The 19,289-nt window shown below is 71.4% G+C and carries 19 protein-coding genes and 1 riboswitch; of the genes, 1 reads left to right on the forward strand and 18 read right to left on the reverse strand.

Going from position 1 to position 19,289, the window contains the following annotated elements:
• The 17 genes from cobU to M0L44_RS01075 form a co-directional block, all read right to left on the reverse strand.
• Entirely contained in the window at positions 1 to 576 is a 576-nt protein-coding gene (gene cobU, locus M0L44_RS00995; protein ID WP_252767747.1) for a bifunctional adenosylcobinamide kinase/adenosylcobinamide-phosphate guanylyltransferase, read from the reverse strand.
• Positions 577 to 586: 10 nt separating this feature from the next.
• The gene (locus M0L44_RS01000) at positions 587 to 1,204 is read right to left on the reverse strand and encodes a histidine phosphatase family protein (RefSeq protein ID WP_252767748.1); all 618 of its coding nucleotides are present in this window, start codon (positions 1,202 to 1,204) and stop codon (positions 587 to 589) included.
• Positions 1,205 to 1,208: 4 nt separating this feature from the next.
• Positions 1,209 to 2,051, reverse strand: coding sequence for an adenosylcobinamide-GDP ribazoletransferase (locus M0L44_RS01005; RefSeq protein WP_252767749.1), 843 nt, complete (start codon positions 2,049 to 2,051; stop codon positions 1,209 to 1,211).
• Positions 2,048 to 3,130, reverse strand: coding sequence for an aminotransferase class I/II-fold pyridoxal phosphate-dependent enzyme (locus tag M0L44_RS01010; protein ID WP_252767750.1), 1,083 nt, complete (start codon positions 3,128 to 3,130; stop codon positions 2,048 to 2,050). Before M0L44_RS01010 ends, M0L44_RS01005 begins: the two co-directional genes overlap by 4 nt.
• On the reverse strand, positions 3,127 to 4,086 hold the full coding sequence (cbiB, locus tag M0L44_RS01015) for an adenosylcobinamide-phosphate synthase CbiB (protein ID WP_435526374.1): 960 nt from the start codon (positions 4,084 to 4,086) through the stop codon (positions 3,127 to 3,129). The genes M0L44_RS01010 and cbiB overlap by 4 nt, the downstream gene beginning before the upstream one ends.
• Positions 4,083 to 4,511, reverse strand: coding sequence for a (2Fe-2S) ferredoxin domain-containing protein (locus M0L44_RS01020; RefSeq protein ID WP_252767751.1), 429 nt, complete (start codon positions 4,509 to 4,511; stop codon positions 4,083 to 4,085). The genes cbiB and M0L44_RS01020 overlap by 4 nt, the downstream gene beginning before the upstream one ends.
• The gene (gene cobJ, locus M0L44_RS01025; protein ID WP_252767752.1) at positions 4,508 to 5,509 is read right to left on the reverse strand and encodes a precorrin-3B C(17)-methyltransferase; all 1,002 of its coding nucleotides are present in this window, start codon (positions 5,507 to 5,509) and stop codon (positions 4,508 to 4,510) included. Before cobJ ends, M0L44_RS01020 begins: the two co-directional genes overlap by 4 nt.
• Positions 5,506 to 5,937 carry a cobalamin biosynthesis protein gene (locus M0L44_RS01030; RefSeq protein ID WP_252767753.1) on the reverse strand — a complete coding sequence of 144 codons (432 nt, stop codon included), beginning with the start codon at positions 5,935 to 5,937 and terminating at the stop codon, positions 5,506 to 5,508. The genes cobJ and M0L44_RS01030 overlap by 4 nt, the downstream gene beginning before the upstream one ends.
• A complete protein-coding gene (locus M0L44_RS01035; RefSeq protein ID WP_252767754.1) occupies positions 5,934 to 6,695 on the reverse strand; it encodes a cobalamin biosynthesis central domain-containing protein in 762 nt (253 codons plus the stop codon). The genes M0L44_RS01030 and M0L44_RS01035 overlap by 4 nt, the downstream gene beginning before the upstream one ends.
• A complete protein-coding gene (gene cobI, locus M0L44_RS01040; protein ID WP_252767755.1) occupies positions 6,692 to 7,498 on the reverse strand; it encodes a precorrin-2 C(20)-methyltransferase in 807 nt (268 codons plus the stop codon). The genes M0L44_RS01035 and cobI overlap by 4 nt, the downstream gene beginning before the upstream one ends.
• Positions 7,495 to 8,826 carry a precorrin-6y C5,15-methyltransferase (decarboxylating) subunit CbiE gene (gene cbiE, locus M0L44_RS01045; protein WP_252767756.1) on the reverse strand — a complete coding sequence of 444 codons (1,332 nt, stop codon included), beginning with the start codon at positions 8,824 to 8,826 and terminating at the stop codon, positions 7,495 to 7,497. The genes cobI and cbiE overlap by 4 nt, the downstream gene beginning before the upstream one ends.
• Before the next feature lie 7 nt (positions 8,827 to 8,833).
• Positions 8,834 to 9,952, reverse strand: coding sequence for a cobalt-precorrin-5B (C(1))-methyltransferase (locus tag M0L44_RS01050; RefSeq protein WP_252767757.1), 1,119 nt, complete (start codon positions 9,950 to 9,952; stop codon positions 8,834 to 8,836).
• The gene (locus M0L44_RS01055; RefSeq protein WP_252767758.1) at positions 9,949 to 10,632 is read right to left on the reverse strand and encodes a precorrin-8X methylmutase; all 684 of its coding nucleotides are present in this window, start codon (positions 10,630 to 10,632) and stop codon (positions 9,949 to 9,951) included. Before M0L44_RS01055 ends, M0L44_RS01050 begins: the two co-directional genes overlap by 4 nt.
• Positions 10,629 to 11,534: a sirohydrochlorin chelatase gene (locus M0L44_RS01060; protein ID WP_252767759.1), complete on the reverse strand. Its 906-nt coding sequence runs from the start codon at positions 11,532 to 11,534 to the stop codon at positions 10,629 to 10,631. The genes M0L44_RS01055 and M0L44_RS01060 overlap by 4 nt, the downstream gene beginning before the upstream one ends.
• The gene (cobM, locus tag M0L44_RS01065; RefSeq protein ID WP_252767760.1) at positions 11,531 to 12,340 is read right to left on the reverse strand and encodes a precorrin-4 C(11)-methyltransferase; all 810 of its coding nucleotides are present in this window, start codon (positions 12,338 to 12,340) and stop codon (positions 11,531 to 11,533) included. Before cobM ends, M0L44_RS01060 begins: the two co-directional genes overlap by 4 nt.
• A 2-nt stretch (positions 12,341 to 12,342) precedes the next feature.
• Positions 12,343 to 12,975, reverse strand: coding sequence for an energy-coupling factor ABC transporter permease (locus M0L44_RS01070; protein ID WP_252767761.1), 633 nt, complete (start codon positions 12,973 to 12,975; stop codon positions 12,343 to 12,345).
• Between the two features lie 174 nt (positions 12,976 to 13,149).
• Positions 13,150 to 13,415, reverse strand: a riboswitch (cobalamin riboswitch).
• 20 nt (positions 13,416 to 13,435) lie between these two features.
• Entirely contained in the window at positions 13,436 to 14,692 is a 1,257-nt protein-coding gene (locus M0L44_RS01075; protein WP_252767762.1) for an MFS transporter, read from the reverse strand.
• Positions 14,693 to 14,884: 192 nt separating this feature from the next.
• Here M0L44_RS01075 and dacB point away from each other — a divergent pair, with 192 nt between their 5' ends.
• The gene (gene dacB, locus M0L44_RS01080) at positions 14,885 to 16,381 is read left to right on the forward strand and encodes a D-alanyl-D-alanine carboxypeptidase/D-alanyl-D-alanine endopeptidase (protein WP_252767763.1); all 1,497 of its coding nucleotides are present in this window, start codon (positions 14,885 to 14,887) and stop codon (positions 16,379 to 16,381) included.
• A gap of 82 nt (positions 16,382 to 16,463) precedes the next feature.
• On the opposite strand, the gene M0L44_RS01085 is transcribed toward dacB, so the two are convergent.
• On the reverse strand, positions 16,464 to 19,283 hold the full coding sequence (locus M0L44_RS01085) for a TonB-dependent receptor (RefSeq protein ID WP_252767764.1): 2,820 nt from the start codon (positions 19,281 to 19,283) through the stop codon (positions 16,464 to 16,466).
• Positions 19,284 to 19,289: the final 6 nt, after the last annotated feature.

A 19,289-nucleotide genomic window follows, 5' to 3' on the forward strand; every position in this document is an offset into this window, starting at 1 on the left:
TCACCCCTTGAGCGGCAGCACGCAGCCCGCCATCACGAAACGCACCCGGGCGCACTGTGCGGCCAGGGCCTGGTGCAGGCGGCCGCTCTCATCGACGAACAGGCGGTTGACCGCGCCCAGCGGCACGATGCCGTGCCCCACCTCGTTGCCGATCAGCAGCACCGGGGCCTGCAGCCGGGGCAGCACGGCCAGCAGGGCCGCGCGGCCGGCCTGCCAGCGCGGGCCGGGCTGCAGGGCGCGCACGCTGTCCAGGTCCAGCTCCGGCGGCAGGTCGGCCAGCAGCAGGTTGGTGAGCCACAGGGTCAGACAGTCCACCAGCAGCAGGCGCTGCGGGCCGTCCGCCGCGGCCAGGGCCTCGGCCAGCGCCAGCGGCGCCTCCACCGTCTGCCAGCCCACCGGGCGCTGGGCCTGGTGGGCGGCAATGCGGGCGCGCATCTCCTCGTCGCGGGCCTCGCCCGTGGCGATGACCACCACCTCGCGCCCCGGCGCCTCGGCAGCCCAATCCGCCGCCTGGCGTTCGGCCCAGGCGCTCTTGCCAGAACGGGCGCCGCCCAGGATCAGGGTGTGTTCGGCCATGGGTCGATCTTCATGCATTGAGGGCGCGCAGCGCCCAGCCGCCACCGGGCTGCGGGTCCAGCCAGGTCAGGCCGCCGAAGTCCAGGGACACCGGCGCCTGCTGCGGGTCGGCCGAGGCCACCCAGCCCTGGGCCGCGCCCAGCGCCACGCGCAAGGGCCCGGCATGGGCCACCACCAGCACCGCCTGGCCGGGCTGGCTGGCAGGGGCGTGCAGCGCGGCCAGGGCGGCCTGCACGCGGGCGATCAGGGCGTTCTGCGTCTCGCCGCCGGGCGGGGCGCGGTGGTGGGTGTCGGCGGCCCAGGGGTCGCTCTCCACACGGGGGATGTCGTCCCAGCGCCGGCCCTCCCAGGCCCCGAAATGCAGCTCCATCCAGCGCGGGTCCACGGCCACGGTCTGGCCATGGTCCGCCGCCAGGTGCTGGGCCAGCAGGCGGGCGCGGCTCAGCGGGCTGCACACCACCGCCCCCACCCGGGCGTCCACCCCGATGCGGGCCAGCAGCGTGCGCAGGCGCTGGCCCACGCCGTCGAAGGGCGGATCGTGCGGCTGCAGCAGCGGCACATCGGCATGGCCGTAGCACGTGCCGGCCGGCAGGTCCACGCGGGTGTGGCGAACGAGGATCAGGGCCATGGGCTCAGGGGAAGCGACTCAGCTGCGCCACGGCGGGCGGCACCGACAACAGGGACAGCAGCACCACCAGCTCGGTGATCTGCTGGGTGGCGCCCAGGGCATCGCCCACATAGCCGCCCAGGCGCCGGCGCAGGTAGCGGATGGCGAACCAGGCCACCAGGGCGGCGGACACCGCGGCCGACAGACCCGGCAGGCCCAGCAGCGCCGCCGGCAGCAGGGCCACGACGGAGGCGAACAGCAACGGCCCGCGGCCGATGCCCTGGGCGATGGGCTTGGACTTGGACAGCGCGTCCTCGCGCACATAGTCCAGCCGGGCCATCACCCACAGCACGCCCCAGCGGCTCAGGGTGTGGGCGGCAATGGTCACGCACAGCAGCGGCGCCAGGCCCCAGGCCCGCTCGGCCAGCAGGCTCAACAGTTGCGCCTTCAGGCCCAGGGTGATGACCACGCCCAGGGTGGCGTAGCTGCCCACCCGCGAATCCTTCATGATGGCCAGCACCTGATCGCGCTGCCAGCCACCGCCGAAGCCGTCGCAGCTGTCGGCCAGGCCGTCCTCGTGGAAGGCGCCGGTCAGCAGCACGCCCGCGGCAATGGCCAGCCAGGCCGCCACGCCGGGCGTCCACAGCTGGGTGGCGCCCCACAGCACCGCGCCCACCACGGCGCCCACCACCCAGCCCACGCTGGGGAAGTGCCGGGCCGAGGCATTGAGCTGCGCAGCCGACCAACCCACCCAGGCGGGCACCGGCACGCGGGTGAAAAACTGCAGCGCGGTGAAGAACAGGCGCAACTCGCCTCGCAGCGCGCCTTCCTGGCGCGGGGTCTCGGGCCCCGGTGCGGTGGTGTTCATGCGCCCTCGCCTTCCTCGCCCTTCCAGCGGCTGTCATGCCAGACCAGGGCCAGCGCGGCCTGGGCGTCGGGCGACTGGGTGGACACGCGCACCCAGCCCGGCAGGCCGAAAGAGCTGGCGTCGCGCAGCTTGAGGCCGGCGCTGCGCAGCTGACGCAGGCGCAGTTCCAGCAGGCGGGCCGGCAGCGGCGGGCGCGCCAGCCAGAAAGGGGTGACCGTGGCGCGCTGGGCCCAGCCCAGGTCGCTCAAGAGGTTGCGTTGCATGGTGCGCCATTGTTCCAGGGTGCGGCGGCTGTCGGCCAACCAGGCCTGCACCGCCTCGCCCCACCAGGCCAGCAGCATCTGCTCGCCTTCGGCCGACAGCACCCAGCTGGGCGCCAGCGCGCGCAGCCGCTGGCCCAGGCCCTCGGCGGCCTCGGTCGGCGCCAGCACATAGCCGGCGCGGATGCCCGTCAGCCCCAGCGCCTTGTTGGGCGACCACAGCTGCCAGGCGCGCGCGGCCATGCCGGGCAGGATGGGGTCGCGGCCCTCCAGCCGCAGCGGCTCGTAGGCGCGGTCCAGCACCAGCCAGTGGCCCTTGGCCCAGGCGATCTCGGCCAGCGACTGCCAGAAGCTGTGCGGCAGGCTGACACCGGTGGGATTGCAGGGTTCGTTGAGCCAGACCAGGGCCGGGTGGTGGGCGCGGTCAAGCGCCTCCAGCAGCGTGGCCGGGGCCGGCCAGCCATGCACCTTCAGGCCCAGGGCGTAGGCCGCGGCGGCATAGTCGCCATAGCCGGGCGCGGGCACCCAGGCCTCGCCCAGGCCCTGCAGATGGGCCAGCAGGGTCAGGCGGCGGATGGCCTCGCTGCTGCCGGCGGTGGGCAGCACGCGGTGGGCGGGCACGCCGTGGTGGGCCGCCAGCCGCTCGCACAGGCGGCCGTAGTGCGGGTCGGGGTAGCGGCGCCGGTCGGTGGCGGCCAGGGCGTTCACCAAGGGCTCGGGCAGGGGCAGCGGGTTGGCGTTGGTGGAGAAGTCGTGCAGGATGGCCGGCCCGCCATCGGGGCCACCATGTTCGGGCCAGGGCATGGGGGCGAGGCTCATGCGCGCGCCCCGCCGAGCAACAAGGCCAGGCCCGCCAAGGCGGCCAGGGCGCCCACCACGCGGCCACACCAGCGCAGCGCCTGCGGCACATCGGCCGCCGCCGGCACGGGGTGGCCCTCGTTCAGCACATAGACGCCGGGCTTGCCCAGGCGGCGGCCCAGCAGCAGGGCCAGCGCGCCCATGGGCCAGCCGCTGTTGGGCGAGGCGGTGCGCCGGGCCTGGCCACGCAGCCGCGCCGCGCCGGGCCAGCGGCCGGCCGCCGCGCACAGGGCCAGCGCCGTCAGGCGGGCGGGCAGCCAGTTCAGCACATCGTCCGCCCGGGCGGCCCATTTGCCGCCCCACTCGCGGTGGTCGCGGTAGCCCCACATCGCATCGGCGGTGTTGGCAAAGCGGTAGAGGGCCGCACCCGGCAGGCCGGCCACGGCAAACCAGAACAGCGGCGCCACCACCGAATCGCTGAGGTTCTCGGCCAGGGTTTCCAGCGCGCTCTCGCGCACCTCGTCGGCGCTCAGGCGGTTCACCGGCCGGCTCACCAGCCAGGACAGGCGCTGGCGCCCCTCGGCCAGCGAACGGTCCAGCGCCGCCTGTACCGCGCCCACCTCGTCGCGCAGCATGCGCCAGGCCAGCAGGGGCTTGAGCAGCACGCCCAGCAGCAGGCCCTGGGCCAGGGCGCGCCAGGGCCCGGTCCCCAGCCAGGCGGACGACAGCAGGCCCGCCTGCAAGAGGCCATACACCCCCGCCACTGCCACAGCGCCCAGCCCCCAGGCCAGCGCGCCCGCGACGAAAGCCCGGCGCGGTGCCAGCGGCCACAGCCGGGGACCGACGGCGCCCAGGGCCCGGCCCATGGCCACCACCGGGTGCCAGCGCGCCGGGGGCTCGCCCAGCACCCGGTCCCAGGCCAGGGCAACCAGCACCGCCACGGCGGCCACCGGCCAGGAGAGATCCAGTCCGATCACGCCGCGCGGTCTCCTTCCAGGCCCAGGGTCTCGTCGTCGGCGCCGGTGGCCGCGCAGCCCGGTCCCTGGTGGAACACCCGGTCGGCCACGGGCCGGCCGTGGCGCAGGTGTTCGTCGATGATGCGGTCCATGGTCTCGGGGGTCACGTTGTCGTACCAGGTGCCGTCGGGCTGCACGCAGAGGATGGGGCCGCCCTTGCACGCGGCAAAGCAGCTCACCCGGCTGCGCTTGACCCGCAGGGCGCCTTCGTTCAGCCCGGCGGCCTTGAGCTTGTCGCCCAGGCTGTCGAACAAGGCCTGCGATTGTCCCTCCTGCGCGCAACGCGGGCCGGTGCACACCAGCAGATGGCGGGCATAGGCGGCGATGCGCGGGCGCGGCAGCGGGTCGGCCGGGACGATGGGCACGGGGTTCGGCGCGTCACTCATGCCTCACCCTCCTCGGCCACCGCCGCCGTGGTGGCCTCGGCCGGCACCAACAGGGCCTGCACGATGTAGTCGGCCGGCAGGCGGTGGCGGCGGGCCAGCTCGTCCGGGGTGGCGCCGGCCTGGTGTTCGGCCTGCAGGGCCTGCAGCCAGCCCAGCAGGCCGGTGGAGAGGGACCGCCCGGCCTGCTCGCCGGCGCGGGTGGCGCCGCCCTCTTCCAGCGCGTACTTGTGGGCGTAGCCGCGCGGGGTGACCATGCGGCCCTCGCGCACAAAGGTCTGGCTGTTGCCGATCAGCACGGTGCTGAGCATGCCGATCTCGGCCTCGGCCATCTGGTCCAGCGTGGTGAAGCTGATCTGCTCGCGGCGGCGGTAGGCGCTCTTGACGATGGCCACCGGCGTGTCCGGCCGGCGGTGGCGCAGCAAGAGCTGCTGGGCCTGGACGATCTGCTGGGTGCGCCGCCCGCTCTTGGGGTTGTAGAGCGCGACGACGAAGTCGGCCTGGGCCACCGCGTCCAGCCGGCGGGCGATGACCGGCCAGGGGGTGAGCAGGTCCGACAGCGAGATGGCGCAGAAGTCGTGCGTCAGCGGCGCGCCCACAAGCGCAGCACAGCTGTTGAGCGCCGAGGCGCCGGGCACGATCTCGACCTCGATGCCCGAGTCGGGTGTCCAGCCGGCCTCGAACAGCACCTCGTAGGTGGGGCCGGCCATGCCGTAGACGCCGGCATCGCCCGAGGACACCAGGGCCACCTTCTTGCCGGCGCGGGCGCGGGCCAGGGCCTCGATGGCGCGGTCGAGCTCCTCGGTCATGCTCTTGCGGATGACCTCCTTGCCCTCGATCAGGTCGGCCACCAGCTTGATGTAGGTGACGTAGCCGATGATGGTGTCGGCCTCGGCGATGGCCGCGCGGGCGCGGCCGGTCATGTGCTCCACGCTGCCGGGGCCGATGCCCACCAGCATGATCTTGCCCGCGGGCGCGGGCGTCTCTGTCACATCGTTCATGCGTTCTCTCCGGGGTTCATGGGTTCGGCCCGGGCCACCGACACGGTGGCGTTGCGGCCATCGGCGCCCTTCACGCGCAGCTTCTCCAGCAGCAGGGCCTCGGGGCCGCAGGCGCCGGCCACCAGCAGGGCCGCGGCCTCGCTGACCGAGGGCGTGCCGGTGTGGCGACGCACGGTCTCGGACGGGTTGGGCACCGGCACCGCCGCCAGCACCTGGGGCGTGAAGAAGCGCAGCGGCCAGCCGCGGTCGCAGGCCAGGGCCAGCATGCCGATCTCGTCGGCCTTGAGGTCGATGCTGCCCATGCCCACCACCTCCAGGTCGGCCCAGCCGTGGCGCAGGCGCACCTCCACCAGGGCGCGGGTCACCGCCTGCTCGAAGGTGTCCAGCGGCGTGCCGCGGTCGCAGCCCAAGCCCAGGGCGACTTTCACGACCGATCCTCCAGCGGCGGCCGATAGACCACCAGGCGCTGGTCCAGCCACTGCCACAGCTCGGGCGGCACCGGCGCGTGGGTGACCCACAGCACGGCGGCGTAGCGGTCCAGGTCCACCGCCTCGAAACGGTCGAAGCGGTGGATGTGGGCCGGCAGCGGCGTGGGCCGGGTCCACCAGTGCGGGCTGCCGGCCTCCTGCACGAAGGCCACCGGCTCCTCGTTGACCACCGCCGCCGAGACGCGGGTGATGTTGAGCTTGGGCGCCTCCACCGTCCAGCCCAGCTCCCGGCCCAGGATGTCCACGGCAATGGTCTTGCCCACGTCGGAGGCGGTGGTCAGCACCGGCGTGGCGCCCAGCAGCGTGGCCACCGTCTCGGCCATGGCGTTGGCCCCGCCCACATGGCCCGACAGCACCGGAATGACGAACTGCGCCGCGTCGTCCACCACCAGCACGCCGGGGTCCTCGTCCTTGCTCTTCAGGTGCGGGGCGATCAGCCGCACCACCGCGCCCAGCGAGACGAAGAAGACGATCTGGTCGAAGCGCGCGAACAGGCCGGGCACCTCGTCCTTGAAGGCGCCCTCGTAGGCCCGCACCGGGTTGAGCTGGCCGGCGAAGGCGGCAGCGAACTTGGCCGCCACGCAGACCTCGGCCGCGGGCAGCTGCCGTGCCAGGGCCGCGGCCTGGGCGGCGCCGTGCTTGGTGAGGGCCACCAGCACCACGCGGGGCACCGGGGATGAAAGCGACAGGTCGTTCATGGGGTGACGGGGGCGTTCGGGGTGGGCGGCGTCTTCTTCAGGCAGCCGCGGATGCGCTCGCCGCGCAGGCGCTGCCCATGGCGCACCAGCAGCAGCGACAGGTAGCTGACCGGCTGACCGCGCAGGGCCAGCATCTCGGCGCCGCGGTAGACCCGTTCGTCGGGCGCGCCGCAGCGCTCGATGAAGTCGGCGCCGTCCAGCAGGCCGCGCTCGCCCAGCCAGTCGAACAGGGGCTCGATCAGCGGCTTGACCTTCATGAGCACCAGGGTGTCGAACTCGGGCAGCAGCCGGTCCAGCGCGGCCACGCCATAGGCCGCAGGCACGATGGCCACCGTGTCGTCCTGCTCGGACAGCGGCCGGCCCAGGCGCGCACAGGCCGCCGTGAAGGCGTTGACGCCAGCCAGCGTGCGCACCGGCAGGCCCTGCGCCAGGGCCTGCAGCGTGCGGGCCAGGTGGCCAAAGGTGGCGTAGGTGCTGGCGTCGCCCTCCACCAGGAAGAGCACGTCGCGCCCGGCCTGCAGCCAGGGCAGCACGGTCTCGGCCGCGCGCTGCCAGTGGCGCAGCAGCTTCTCGGCGTCGTGCGTCATCGGGAACAGCAGGGCCTGGTGCTCGACCGGCGGCACCAGGCCCGCGCGCTGGGCGATGTCGAAGGCGTAGCTGGGCGTCTTGGTGCTGCGGGCCGGGTAGACCCACACCGCATCACGCCGCTGCAGCTGGGCCCAGGCGGCGCGGGTGATGAGTTCCGGGTCACCCGGACCCAGGCTGACACCGATCAGGGTGCCGGGAGTCACGGGGACCGTCATGTGCTCGCCTCCTCAGGCGCTGCACCGCGCTGGGCGCAGACGATCCACACCGGGTTCTCGGCGGCCATGCGGTGCATCTGCAGGATGGGCTTGCTGCGCGCCGCCTGCAGCTGCAACACGTCCCAACTCGCCCCAGCGTCGGTCAAGGCCTGGGTGGCCGTGGCCAGGTTCTCCAGCGTGACGAAGTTCATCACCAGCCAGCCGCCCGGGCGAAGGCGGCCCAGGCACAGGGCGATCAGCCCGGCCAGCTCGCCGCCGGAGCCGCCGATGAAGACGGCGTCCGGGTCGGGCCAGCGGTCCAGGGGCTCGGGCGCCTTGCCGTGCACCAGGGTGTGGTTGCTCAGGCCCATGGCGGCGCGGTTGCGGGCGGCAATGGCCACGTCCTCGGCGTTCTTCTCGATGGCCCAGACATGGCCCTGCGGGCACAGGCGCGCCGCCTCCAGGCCCACCGAGCCGCTGCCCGCGCCCAGGTCCCAGACGCGGCTGTCGGCCCGCAGCTGCAGCCTTGCCAGGCTGACGGCACGCACCTCCTGTTTGGTGATCAGACCCTTGTCAGGCTGGCGCTGGGCATAGGCCGCATCGGCCAGGCCGAAGCGCACGGGCTGCTGGCGCGGCTGCACCCGCCACAGCAGCAGCACATTGGGGTCGGCAAAGCGCAGCGTGGCGGCCTCGGCCGCGCTCAGACCGCTGCGCACCCGCTCGCCGGGCTGCAGCAGGCACTCGGCCACCGCCAGCTGAAAGTCCTCGCCCAGGCCCTCGGCCAGCAGCAGGCGGGCCACCCGGTCGGGGCTGTTGTCGGGGCTGGTGAGCACCAGCAGGCGCTCGTGCTGGCGCAGGGCCTGGGCCAGCGGATACAGGCCGTGGTCGGGCTCGGCGCCCACCGCCCACTCGCCGGCATCGCGGGCATGGATGGAGACGATGGTGGCGTCCTGCCAGGCCAGGCCGACACGGGCGCAGGCCAGCTGCAGCGTGGAACGGTTGGGCAGCACCTCCAGCGCGTCCAGGCACAGGCGTGCGCCCAGGTAGGCGGCGATGCCGTGGCACAGCGGGTCGCCGCTGGCCAGCACCACCACCCGCTGGCCCTCGGCCCGGGCCGCGCGCACCCAGTCGGGCACCCGGGCCAACTGGCCGCCCAGGTCGAGCCGGCGCGCCTCGGGGCGGATCTCCCCGGCCAGGCTCTGCAGCGGCCGGGTGGCGCCGATCACCACATCGGCCGTGCGCAGATGGGCCAGGGCCGTGGCGTCCAGGCTGGCGGCGCCATCGTCCAGCACGCCGATCACGCGGCAGGGGTTGGGGTCGCGGAACCCCGGTTCCAGGGAGTCTTTCATGGGCATCTCAACAACAGGGGTCGGAGGCGGCCTCGGCCAGCTTCCGGCCCTCGAAATCACAGACCAGCACCTGCAGGCGGAAGCGCCCGCCGTAGCGGGCCGGGTCGCTCAGGGTGGCCACCACGGCCTGGGCCAGCCGGGTGTGGAAGGCGTCGACCAGGCCCAGCGCCGCCATGCTTTCGGCGGCGAAGCGGGCGGTCTCGGCGGCGGCGATGGCCGCGCATTCGTCGGGCGGCGCGCCGACCTCGGCCGCCAGCCGGGCCAGCAGCGCGGTGTCCACCTCGGCCCGGTTGGCGTGGGTGATGGTCTCGCCCTGGGCGATCTTGGTGAGCTTGCCCACCATGCCGGCGATCACCACCTCGCGCAGGCCGCGGGCCACCGCCTCGTCCAGCGCGTAGCGCAGGAAGTCGCCCATCTGCACGAAGCAGGCTGCGGGCAGCTGCGGCCGCTCGGCCATCGCGAACTTCTCGGTGCGCCCGCCGGTGGTGAGCACCACCACGCCGTGCGACAGCGTGGCCGCCAGCTGCACGCCCTGCACCACGCTGGCCCGCCAGGCCGAGGTGCTGTAGGGCTTGACGATGCCGGTGGTGCCCAGGATGGAGATGCCGCCGAGGATGCCCAGCCGGGCGTTGTGGGTCTTGCGGGCCATGGCTTCGCCCTGCGGCACGGAGACAGTCGCTTCCAGCCCGTCACGGGCCAGCAGCGCGGCCGCGACTTCGCGCAGGTTGTCCTCGATGTTGCGGCGGGGCACCGGGTTGATGGCGGGGCCGCCCACCTCGAGGCCCAGGCCCGCCATCGTGACCGTGCCCACGCCCGCACCGCCGCGCAGCGTCACCACGCCGGCCTGGCCCGGCAGGCGGCGCAGGTCCACGGTCAGGTGGGCGCCGTCGGTGCAGTCGGGGTCGTCGCCCGCGAACTTGACCACCATGGCGTGGGCGCTCTGTCCATCCGCGCGTCCGTCCTGCACGGCGAACACCACCCGCTGGCCGTTGGGCAGCAGGCTCTCCACCGTGGCCGGCACCGCGCCCGTCACCAGCCCCAGCGCCGCCGCCCGCGCGGCTGCGGCCGTGCAGGCACCGGTGGTGAAGCCGGTGCGCTCGCCGCGCCGGACGGTCTTCTCCATCATGCCGGGGCGCGCTCCGCGGCTTCGGCCAGGGCCAGCAGCGCATGCAGGGCCGCCACCACCAGGGTGGAGCCGCCCTTGCGGCCGCGGATGACGATCCAGGGCACCTCGGCCACCTCGGCCATCAGCGCCTTGGACTCGGCCGCCGAGACGAAGCCCACCGGCATGCCGATGACCAGGGCCGGGCGCAGGCCCTCCTCGCGGATCAGGCGCACCAGCTCGATCAGCGCGGTGGGCGCATTGCCGATGCCGACGATGGCGCCCTGCAGCAGGCCCAGGCGGTGCGCCTTGCGCATGGCCTGCACGGCGCGGGTGGTGTCCTCGGCCTGGGCCGCGGCGATCACATCGGCGTCGCTGATGAACTGATGGGGAACCATGCCGAAGTGCGCCAGGCGCGGCGCCGACAGGCCCGAGCAGATCATCTCCACATCGGCCACCACCGGCGTGCCGCCGCGGCGGATGGCGGCAATGCCGGCGGCCACCGCCTCGGGGTGGAAGTCGGTCAGACCGTTGAACTCGAAATCGGCATTGGCATGGATCATCCGCCGCACGATGGGCCATTGCTCCGCACGGTAGCGGTGCGGGCCGGCCTCAGCGTCGATGATGGCGAAGCTGTCGTGCTCGATGGCCTGGCCGGCGCGGGTCAGCTGTTCCGTGACGGTGTTGGCCTGGGGGACGCTCATGCCATCACCACCGGTGCGTGGTCGTGAGCGTGACCATGGGTGTGTTCGTGGCTGTGCCCATGCCCCAGGTCGTGGGCGATCTCGCGGAAGCGGCAGCCGTCACAGCTCAGCGCGCTGTCCTGGCGCCCGGCCACCAGGTCGGCCACGCGCTGTTCCAGCAGGGCGAAGATCTCGGGCTCGAAGCCGAAGTGCGTGCCCAGGGCAAAGCGGATCTGTGGGTACTGCGCGCGCAGATGCTCGACCTGGCGGCCGATGCGCTGCATCAGCGTGCCGGTGTAGAGGTAGTACGGCAGCACCACGATCTGCGTCATGCCGATGCGGGCCTGGCGCTGCACCACCCGCTCCAGGCGCGGAAAGGTGATGCCGGTGAAGGCCAGGTCCACCAGCTCGTGGTCGCCGGCCTCCTGCAGCCAGCGGGCCATCTTGGCCATGTCGCCGTTGGCGCCGCGGTCCGAGGAGCCCCGGCCCAGCAGCACCACGCCGGTGGTGGTGGGGTCGGGCATGTCCAGCGCGGCCATGGCGCGGCGCAACTGGCGCTTCAGGATGTCCAGGATGGGATCGCAAGCCGTCAGATGCGGGCCATAGAGGAACTCGACCTGCGGGCGGTCGGCCCGGGCGTGCTCGATGGCCTCGGGGATCTCCATCTTCACGTGGCCGGCGGCGTTCAGGATGAGCGGCAGCACCAGCACGCGGCGCGCGCCCTGGGCGGCGGCCCCCAGGCCGTCGTGCAGCGACGGGGAGGCGAACTCGATGAAGCACACCTCGATGCGCCAGCCGGGCTGGCGGGCCCGCCACTGGGCGACGAAGTCGCGGATCTCCTGGTTGCCACTCTCTTCGCGCGAGCCGTGGCCCACGATCAGGATGGTGGTGTCGCGCAGGGCCGTGTTCAGGTCGGGGTTCATGCGCTGGCCTTTCGGAAGCGGTGGGTGAAGGTGGGGTCGTAAAGCTTGGAGCGGGTCAGCTCGGACCAGTGGCGTGCGCCCAGCGTGGGGCTGGCGATGACCATGGCCTGGCTGACGATGCCGGCGTCGCGACACTGCTGCTTGAGGGTGGCCAGGGTGCCGCGCACGATCTGCTCCTCGCCCGGCCAGCTGGCCTTGTGGACGACGAGCATGGGCGCGTCCTCCGGCCAGCCGGCCGCGCGCAGCCCGGCCTCAACCTTGTGCAGCAGGGTGATGGACAGGAAGATGCACAGCGTGCTGCGGTGCGCGGCCAGGGCCGCCAGATCCTCCCCGGCAGGCATGGGCGTGCGCCCTTCCACGCGGGTGAAGATGGTGGTCTGCGTCACCTCGGGCAGGGTAAAGCTTTCCACCGCGGCCGCCGCCGAGGCCATGGCCGAGGACACGCCCGGCACCACCCGCAACGGCACGCCCGCGGCGTCCAGCGGCTGCACCAGCTCGATCAGCGCGCCATAGAGCGCTGGGTCACCGGTCTGCAGGCGCACCACGGTCTCGCAGCGCCCGGCCTGCTCGATCAGCCAGGCGGCCATCTGCTCGAGCGTCATGTCCTTGCTGTCGGCGATGACGCAGCCCGGCGGGGCCCAGCGGGTGGCCGCCACGTTCACCAGCGAGCCGGCGAACAGGATGGCGCCCGCGCGGGCGATCAGGTCCCGGCCCTTGACGGTGAGCAGGTCCGGGTCCCCCGGGCCCGCACCGACGAACCAGACCGTGCCGCGGCCTGCCGGCGCGGCGCTGTCCTGGGCGGCCATGCTCAGGCGCGGCTCAGGCGTTCGTCAAAGCACAGGCGCAGCCAGGCCGGCGGGTTCAGGCGCTGCAGGCCGGTCAGCACGGACAGCGTGAACATGGGCTCCAGCACCACCAGGCTCAGGTAGCTGCTGGCAAACCACAGCCAGTCGGACAGCGGGGTGCGGATCTCGGCCATCGACAGCCAGAAACCCACCATCAGCGTGACGCCGGCGTAGTAGACCGCGTCCAGCCGCAGCACCCGGGCCACGGTGAGCGCCTGCGGGCGGCGGCCCAGCGTGGCGTGCAGCGCCATCAGCGGCACCATCAGCGACAGCGAGTTGACCCCCAGGTGCAGCAGGTCCTGCGGCTCGAACACCAGGCCCTGCAGCAGCAGGCCGGCGGCAAAGCCGAACAGCGTGGGCAGGTAGCCCAGGGTCAGGTAGATGGGCATGGCGCCCACGAAATGCAGCTCCGACGGCCCCACCTGCAGGTGGAACATCTGCATGAACAGCGTGAAGAACACGGTGGCCAGCAGCGTGCGCAGCCACAGCACCGGGCGGCGCAGCAGCGCGGGCGCATGGCTGGCCAGCACGGCGGCGGCCACGCCGTTGGCAGCCAGGATCTTGGTCTGGGCCAGCAGGCCGGGTTCGATGTGCATGGGTCTCTCTTTCCTGCGCCCCCACCGGGCGCGACGTTGACGGCGACATCAGCCCGTCAAGGCGGAAAGAGGGATGAGCGGCCGGCACGAAGGCGACACCCGGCCAGGTGAGAAGGGATGTGACCCGACAGGGCCCGACCGGCGGCACGCACACCCCACCACCCACCGTGACGGACTGTTCCTGTGCGACAGGCCGGTCTCCGGGCTCACGAGGGACCGGGTGCCAAACACCCGGCCCGAACCCGATCACCTTCCCATGTCCCGCAGGACACAGTGGCGGGACCGGCATTGGTCATGCCGGCCGATCGGGCCACGGACTCGCTTACCGTTGCGGGGGCAGCGCCGGCCTTGCGGCTCGCAAAGCGAGCCACGCACCGGCTTCCCGTTTCACTCCTGCCGCATGAACAGCCGGCAGAAGCACCTGAAGCGAGGGGCAGTGTAGCAGCGCGGTCGGGCGCCTTCAGCCCGCCAACGCGGTGCCGGGCGCCTGCGCCGCGCGCCGCGCGTCCTGCCGGGCCCACCAGAACACGCCGAAGCCGCCCAGCGACAGCAGCGTGCCCACCCAGCCGGTGGACGGGTAGCCCAGGCCGGCGTCGATGGCCAGGCCGCCCAGCCAGGCGCCCAGCGCATTGGCCAGGTTGAAGGCCGAGTGGTTGAGCGCCGCGGCCAGGGCCTGGGCATCGCCGGCCACGTCCATCAGGCGGATCTGCAGCGCCGGGCCGATGGCCACCGCGCTGCCCACCAGCACCACGGTCAGCGCGGCCGCCACCGGGTGGTGGCAGGTCAGCACGTACAGCAGCTGGATGGCGGCAGACCAGAGCAGCAGCCCGCCGATGGTGGGCATCAGCGCCTTGTCGGCCAGGCGCGAGCCGATCAGGTTGCCGCCCACCATGCCCACGCCGAACAGCGAGAGCACCACCGGCATCCAGCCCAGCGGCATGCCCGCCACCTGCAGCAGCGTGGGCTTGACGTAGCTGAAGACCGAGAACATGCCGCCGAAACCGATGGCCGCGATGCCCAGCGTGAGCCAGACCTGCTTGCGCCCCAGGGCGCCCAGCTCACGCAACGGACTGGCCCCGGGCGGCGGCGCCAGGTTGGGCACCCAGGCGCGGATCATGCCCACCGAGAGCAGGGCTGCCACGCCGACGAACACGAAGGCGGCCCGCCAACCCAGCCATTGCCCCAGAGCGGAAGCCACCGGCACGCCCAGCAGCGTGCCGCTGGTCAGCCCCAGCATGACCAGGCCCACGGCGCGGGCCCGCTGGTGGGGCTCGCTCAGCGCGGCGGCCACCAGCGCGGCCATGCCGAAGTAGCTGCCATGCGGCAGGCCGGCGCACAGGCGCAGCAGGTTGAGCGACAGATAGCCCGGCGCCAGCGCGCTGGCCAGGTTGCCCAGGCCGAAGATCAGCATCAGCACCATCAGCAGCGTGCGGCGGTGCCAGCCGGCGGTCAGTACCGCCAGCAGCGGCGCGCCCAACACCACGCCCAACGCATAGGCGCTGATCACATGGCCGGCCTGCGGGATGGAGACGGCCAGATCGCGCGCCACCTCGGGCAGCAGGCCCATGATGACGAACTCGCCGGTGCCGATGGCGAAGCCGCCCGCCGCCAGGGCCAGCACGGTGCTGAGCAACAGACGGTCCTGGGCGGGACGATGGGCAGCGTGGTCCTGCAGCTTCTCGGGGTGATGTGGTGAGAGGTCGGGAGGCAAAGACATGGCGTGGGATGGGATCGGCAACAATCGGCGCCTCGCGGGAGCCCAGTGGCTGCAATGCGGCAGGCGTGCAGCCTAGCAGGACCATCAAGCCCTTGCCGCTCACCGCCCAAGCGCCCCCCTCCGCGCCGCACATGGCCCATGCACAGGCATGCTTGATGCATGCCGCCCGTCCGCCACTCCTTCCTGCCCTGAATGCCAATCGCCCCTGCCCGCATCCTGCTGATCACTGCATGCGCCTTGAGTCTGCTGGGGTGCGCCCACCCGGCCTCGCCGCCCTTGCTCACCAGCCCGCCTACGCCGATCGCCCAGGCACTCGCAGGCAGTGGCTGGACCGACCAGGCAGTGGCTCTGGCCGCCTATCCGCTGGGCCACCCCGAGAAGGGGGTGTACTGGCGCAGCGATGTGCCCATGCAGCCGGCCTCGACCATGAAGGTCGTCACGGCGGCTGTTGCGCTTGACCGGCTGGGGCCGGCCAGCCAAGGCTGGACGGAGCTGCGCATCGAGGGAGCGCCCCAGGGCGGCGTGCTGAAGGGCCCGCTCTTCCTGCGTGGAGGCGGTGATACGGCGCTTGACTGGGGCGCGCTCTGGACCTTGCTCAGCCAGCTGCGCGCCCGTGGGATCGACACGCTGGACGACGGTGTGGTCGTGGACCGCACGCTGTTCCAACCAGCGCGCATGGAACTTGGCGTTCCGCCTTTCGATGACGCTCCGGAGTTCGACTACAACGTCATTCCCGATGCACTGGACTTCAACCAGCATCTGCTGCTGATCCAGTTGCAAAGCGACGCACAGGCATTGCGGGCCAGCGTCTGGCCACCCCTGCCCGGCGTGCATTTCGACGCCCGGGCGGTCACGCTGATCGACGCACCGTGTGAGGATTGGGACGCCCAATGGCGCACACCCGTGGCGCACACCGACGGGCAAGGCGAGGTCACCCTCGCGCTGCAAGGCAGCTTCCCACGCGATTGCACCCAGCGCAATGGGCTGAACCTGGTGGACAGCCAGTGGCTGGTGGACAGTGCGGTTCGCCTGCTCTGGCACGAACTGGGCGGCCACTGGGGAACCACCGCCACGGTTCGCGAAGGCCGCACGCCAGAGGACACCCAGGTGGTGGCCCTGCATCAGGACGCCGCGCTGGCCGACGTGTTGCGCAACACCCTCAAGCGTTCCGACAACATCCTGGCCCGCCTGGTCTTCTTGCGCCTGGGCCGCCAACAGATCGATCTCGAAGCGCTCCGCCGGCCTGCGCCAGCAGAGCTGTCACCCGACACCCGAGAAGCCGCCGGTCGGGCGGTGCGGGCCTGGATGCAGGCCCAAGACATCCCCACGGATGGCCTGGTGCTGGAGAACGGCTCTGGCCTCTCCCGCGCCGAACGCATCACGCCAGCCACGATGGCCAGGCTGCTGGCCGCCGTCGACCGCGCGCCCTACGCCCCCGAGCTGCGCAGCGGCTTGCCGCTGGCCGGTGTGGATGGCACCCTGCGCCGCCGCTTTCAGAACCAGCCTGCGCAAGGCCGAGCCCGGCTCAAGTCCGGCACGCTGAGCAATGTGGTGGCTGTGGCGGGCTATGTGCGCGACCGCGCAGAACGCGACTGGGTGGTGGTGGCGATGGTCAACCAGCCCGATGCCTCCAGCCACGGCACCCAGGTCGTGGACCGGCTGGTGAACTGGGTCGCCGAACAGCGCTGAGGCCTCCAGCAAAGATCCCCGCCACCGTGACCGGAGGCGGGGAAGCGGTCATGGACCACCGGCACACCGGCCGGCGCCAGGTTCAGAACTTGTGGTTCACACGCAGGGTGAAGGAGCGCATGCGCGGATCACCAACCCGCCCATCCCAACCGGCCCCCACCACGTTGTCCACGTTGTGCGCGCTGTACGAAGGCTTGGTGTCGAACAGGTTCTTCACACCGAAGGTCACGCTGGTGTCCTTGAAGCCCGTGTAGGTGGCCGACAGGTGGTACAGCGTGTAGCTCTTGACCCAGGTGGGCGCGTTGGGCGAGGTAACCCCGGAGCCAAAGCCGTCGACTTCGTCGCGGTAGTGACCTGTGAAGGACTGGACACCGGTGACACTCCAGTCGCCGCGCGACCAGGTCAGCATGGCCTGATGCTTCCAGCGCACGTGCAGATCGTAGCCGTAGATCGCGTCCCCGAAGGAACCCACCAGTTCGGTCCACGGGTCGTTGGCACTGAAGCGCGACTTGTAGCTGTCGGTGTAGGTGCCATCGAGGCTGGCCACCCAGGTGTCCGGACCATCCTTCACATTGGCCGTCACGTTCAAGTCGACGCCGCGTGTCTTGGCCCCGGCCTGGTTCATGATCGGGGCATCGACCTCGGTGATGTAGCCATTTTCGTCGCGGACCACGTACTGTGAGTACTGGTCGTAGTGGGCCATCAGGGCCTGACCGGACAGCGCGGCGATCTTGTTGTTGATCTCGATGTTCCAGAAGTCGATGCTGGAAGTCAGCCAGGGAAGCGGCGAGGCCACCAAGCCGATGGACCATTGCTTGGAGGTCTCCGGCTTCAACTGGGGGTTGCTGGTGGTGACGATGTCCGGGCGGATGCCGCAGGCATTGGCATCGGTGCCGCCATTAGGGCACAACACCGGGTCGTTGATGTCGCTGTTGAACTGTCCAGTGCTGCTGCCACCATAGAGCTGCTCGAAGCCCGGTGCGTGGAAGCCCTTGCTGTAGGATGTGCGAAAGGCCAGTTCCGGCAGGGGTTGCCAGCGCAAGGCCACCTTCGGGTTGGTGGTGGAGCCAAAGTCGTTGTAGTGGTCGTAGCGCAGTGCCGTCTGCAGATCCAGGCTCTTCATGAGCGGAACGTCCAGCTCACCGAACACCGCGCTGATGTCGCGGCTGGCCTGGTCCAGCGAAGCCGGTGCGCTCACGCCATTGATCGTGGGATAGCTCGACTCGGATTCGTTGAACTTGTACTTCTCATTGCGGAGGTCCAATCCCAGCGCCATCGAGACGGCCCCCGCTGGCAGGCTGTAGATCTCATGCGACACGGTGGCGTCAAGCTCCGCCACGCTGGCCTGTCCACCGTAGAGCTTGGCGCCACGCGCCTTGGCGGCCTCCAGCAAAGCCATGGCCTCCGGTGTCTGGCTCTCGCCAGCCTTCAGGAAGGGGTTGATCAGCCCGGTGGCCATGGCCGCGCTCAGCTGGTCCTGGTACAAGTAGCCGTCACCCAGCGTGGTGTCGGCCTTGCTCTGGGCATAGGACAGACCCGTCTTGTAGTCCCAGTCGCCGGCCAGTACGCCCTCCAGGCCCAGCAGCACACGGTAGGCGTCGGTCTTGGTGTTCTGCTGACGCGGACCACATTCCAGGCAGCGCCACCGGATCAGTTCATCTTTGGTGTTGTCGAAGCCAGGCACCAGACCGGTCAGGTCCTGGTAATAGGGCGAACGCACCAGATTGCCGTTGGCATCCTTGATGTACGCCGGGTACAGCGCGCCGGCTGACTTGGTGGTGAGCTGGATCGGGGTGTATTCCACCGCAGATTCGGTGTGGGAAGCCACCACCTCCGCCGTCAGCATGTGATCGGGCGACAGCCGGAAGTTGGCCTTGGACACCAGGTTGAAGCGATCCACCGGCTGCATCAGGCTCCACTGCTTGCCGTAGTCGTAGGCACAAGCCTTGTTGTTGTTGTTGAAGCCGGTGATGTCGCCTCGGTAGGCGACCATGTCGGTGCCCGCAGAGCAATCCCCTTGCAGGGCCAGCAGGTTGGCCTTGTTGTAGGACTGGGTGTCCCCGGGCAGGGTGTAGTAGCCCGACAGCGCCGTGCCGGACGATGCGCCGATGGTGGCGAACGGCGTGCCGGTGGTGTCCGGCGCCAGGCCACGGTCGGGCTGGTAGCCGTTCTGGAACGAACGCTGGGTACCCCGCAGGCGGTTGTTGGTGTCGTAGGTCAGGCTGAACAGTGCGTTGTAGCCATCGGCCTCGTAGTCACCCACCCCACCCAACACCGAGAGGCGGTACATGTCACCGCCCCCATGCTGGGTCTTGTCGGCCGAGGCCGTCATCTCCAGGCCCTGGTAGTCACGCTTCAGGATGAAGTTGATCACCCCCCCAATGGCATCGGTCCCGTAGATGGCGGAGGCCCCGTCCTTGAGCACCTCGATCCGATCAACCGCCGCCATCGGAATGGAGTTCAAGTCGACCGAGGTGCCATTCAACCCATGGGTGGAGAGACGCCGGCCGTTGAGCAGCACCAGCGTGTACTGTGCGCCCAGGCCCCGCAGCGAAGCGCTGGCGGCACCGTTGTTGTGGGGGCGGTCGGCCGTGCTGTTGAGGAAGTCCCCGCCCTGGTTGGTCGTCATGTTGTCGACGCCATTGCCGTTCGACGACAGGGTCGCAACAAACTGCTCGGCACTGGTGATGCCCTGCTTGACCAGGTCCTGCGCCTGGATGACCTGCAAGGCCACGGCCCCTTCGTCCCGCACCCGCTTGATGCTGGAACCCGTGACCTCGATGCGCTGAGGCTTGCCCTCGTCCTTCTTCGGCGTGGGCGGAGCATCCTGGGCGTAAGCCATCGCAGGGAGCACCAAACCCACCATGACCAGGCTCTGCGTGAGCCGATTCAGCTTGAACAACAACGT

The organism is Ideonella oryzae (assembly GCF_024055665.1).
Taxonomy (GTDB): domain Bacteria; phylum Pseudomonadota; class Gammaproteobacteria; order Burkholderiales; family Burkholderiaceae_C; genus Ideonella; species Ideonella oryzae.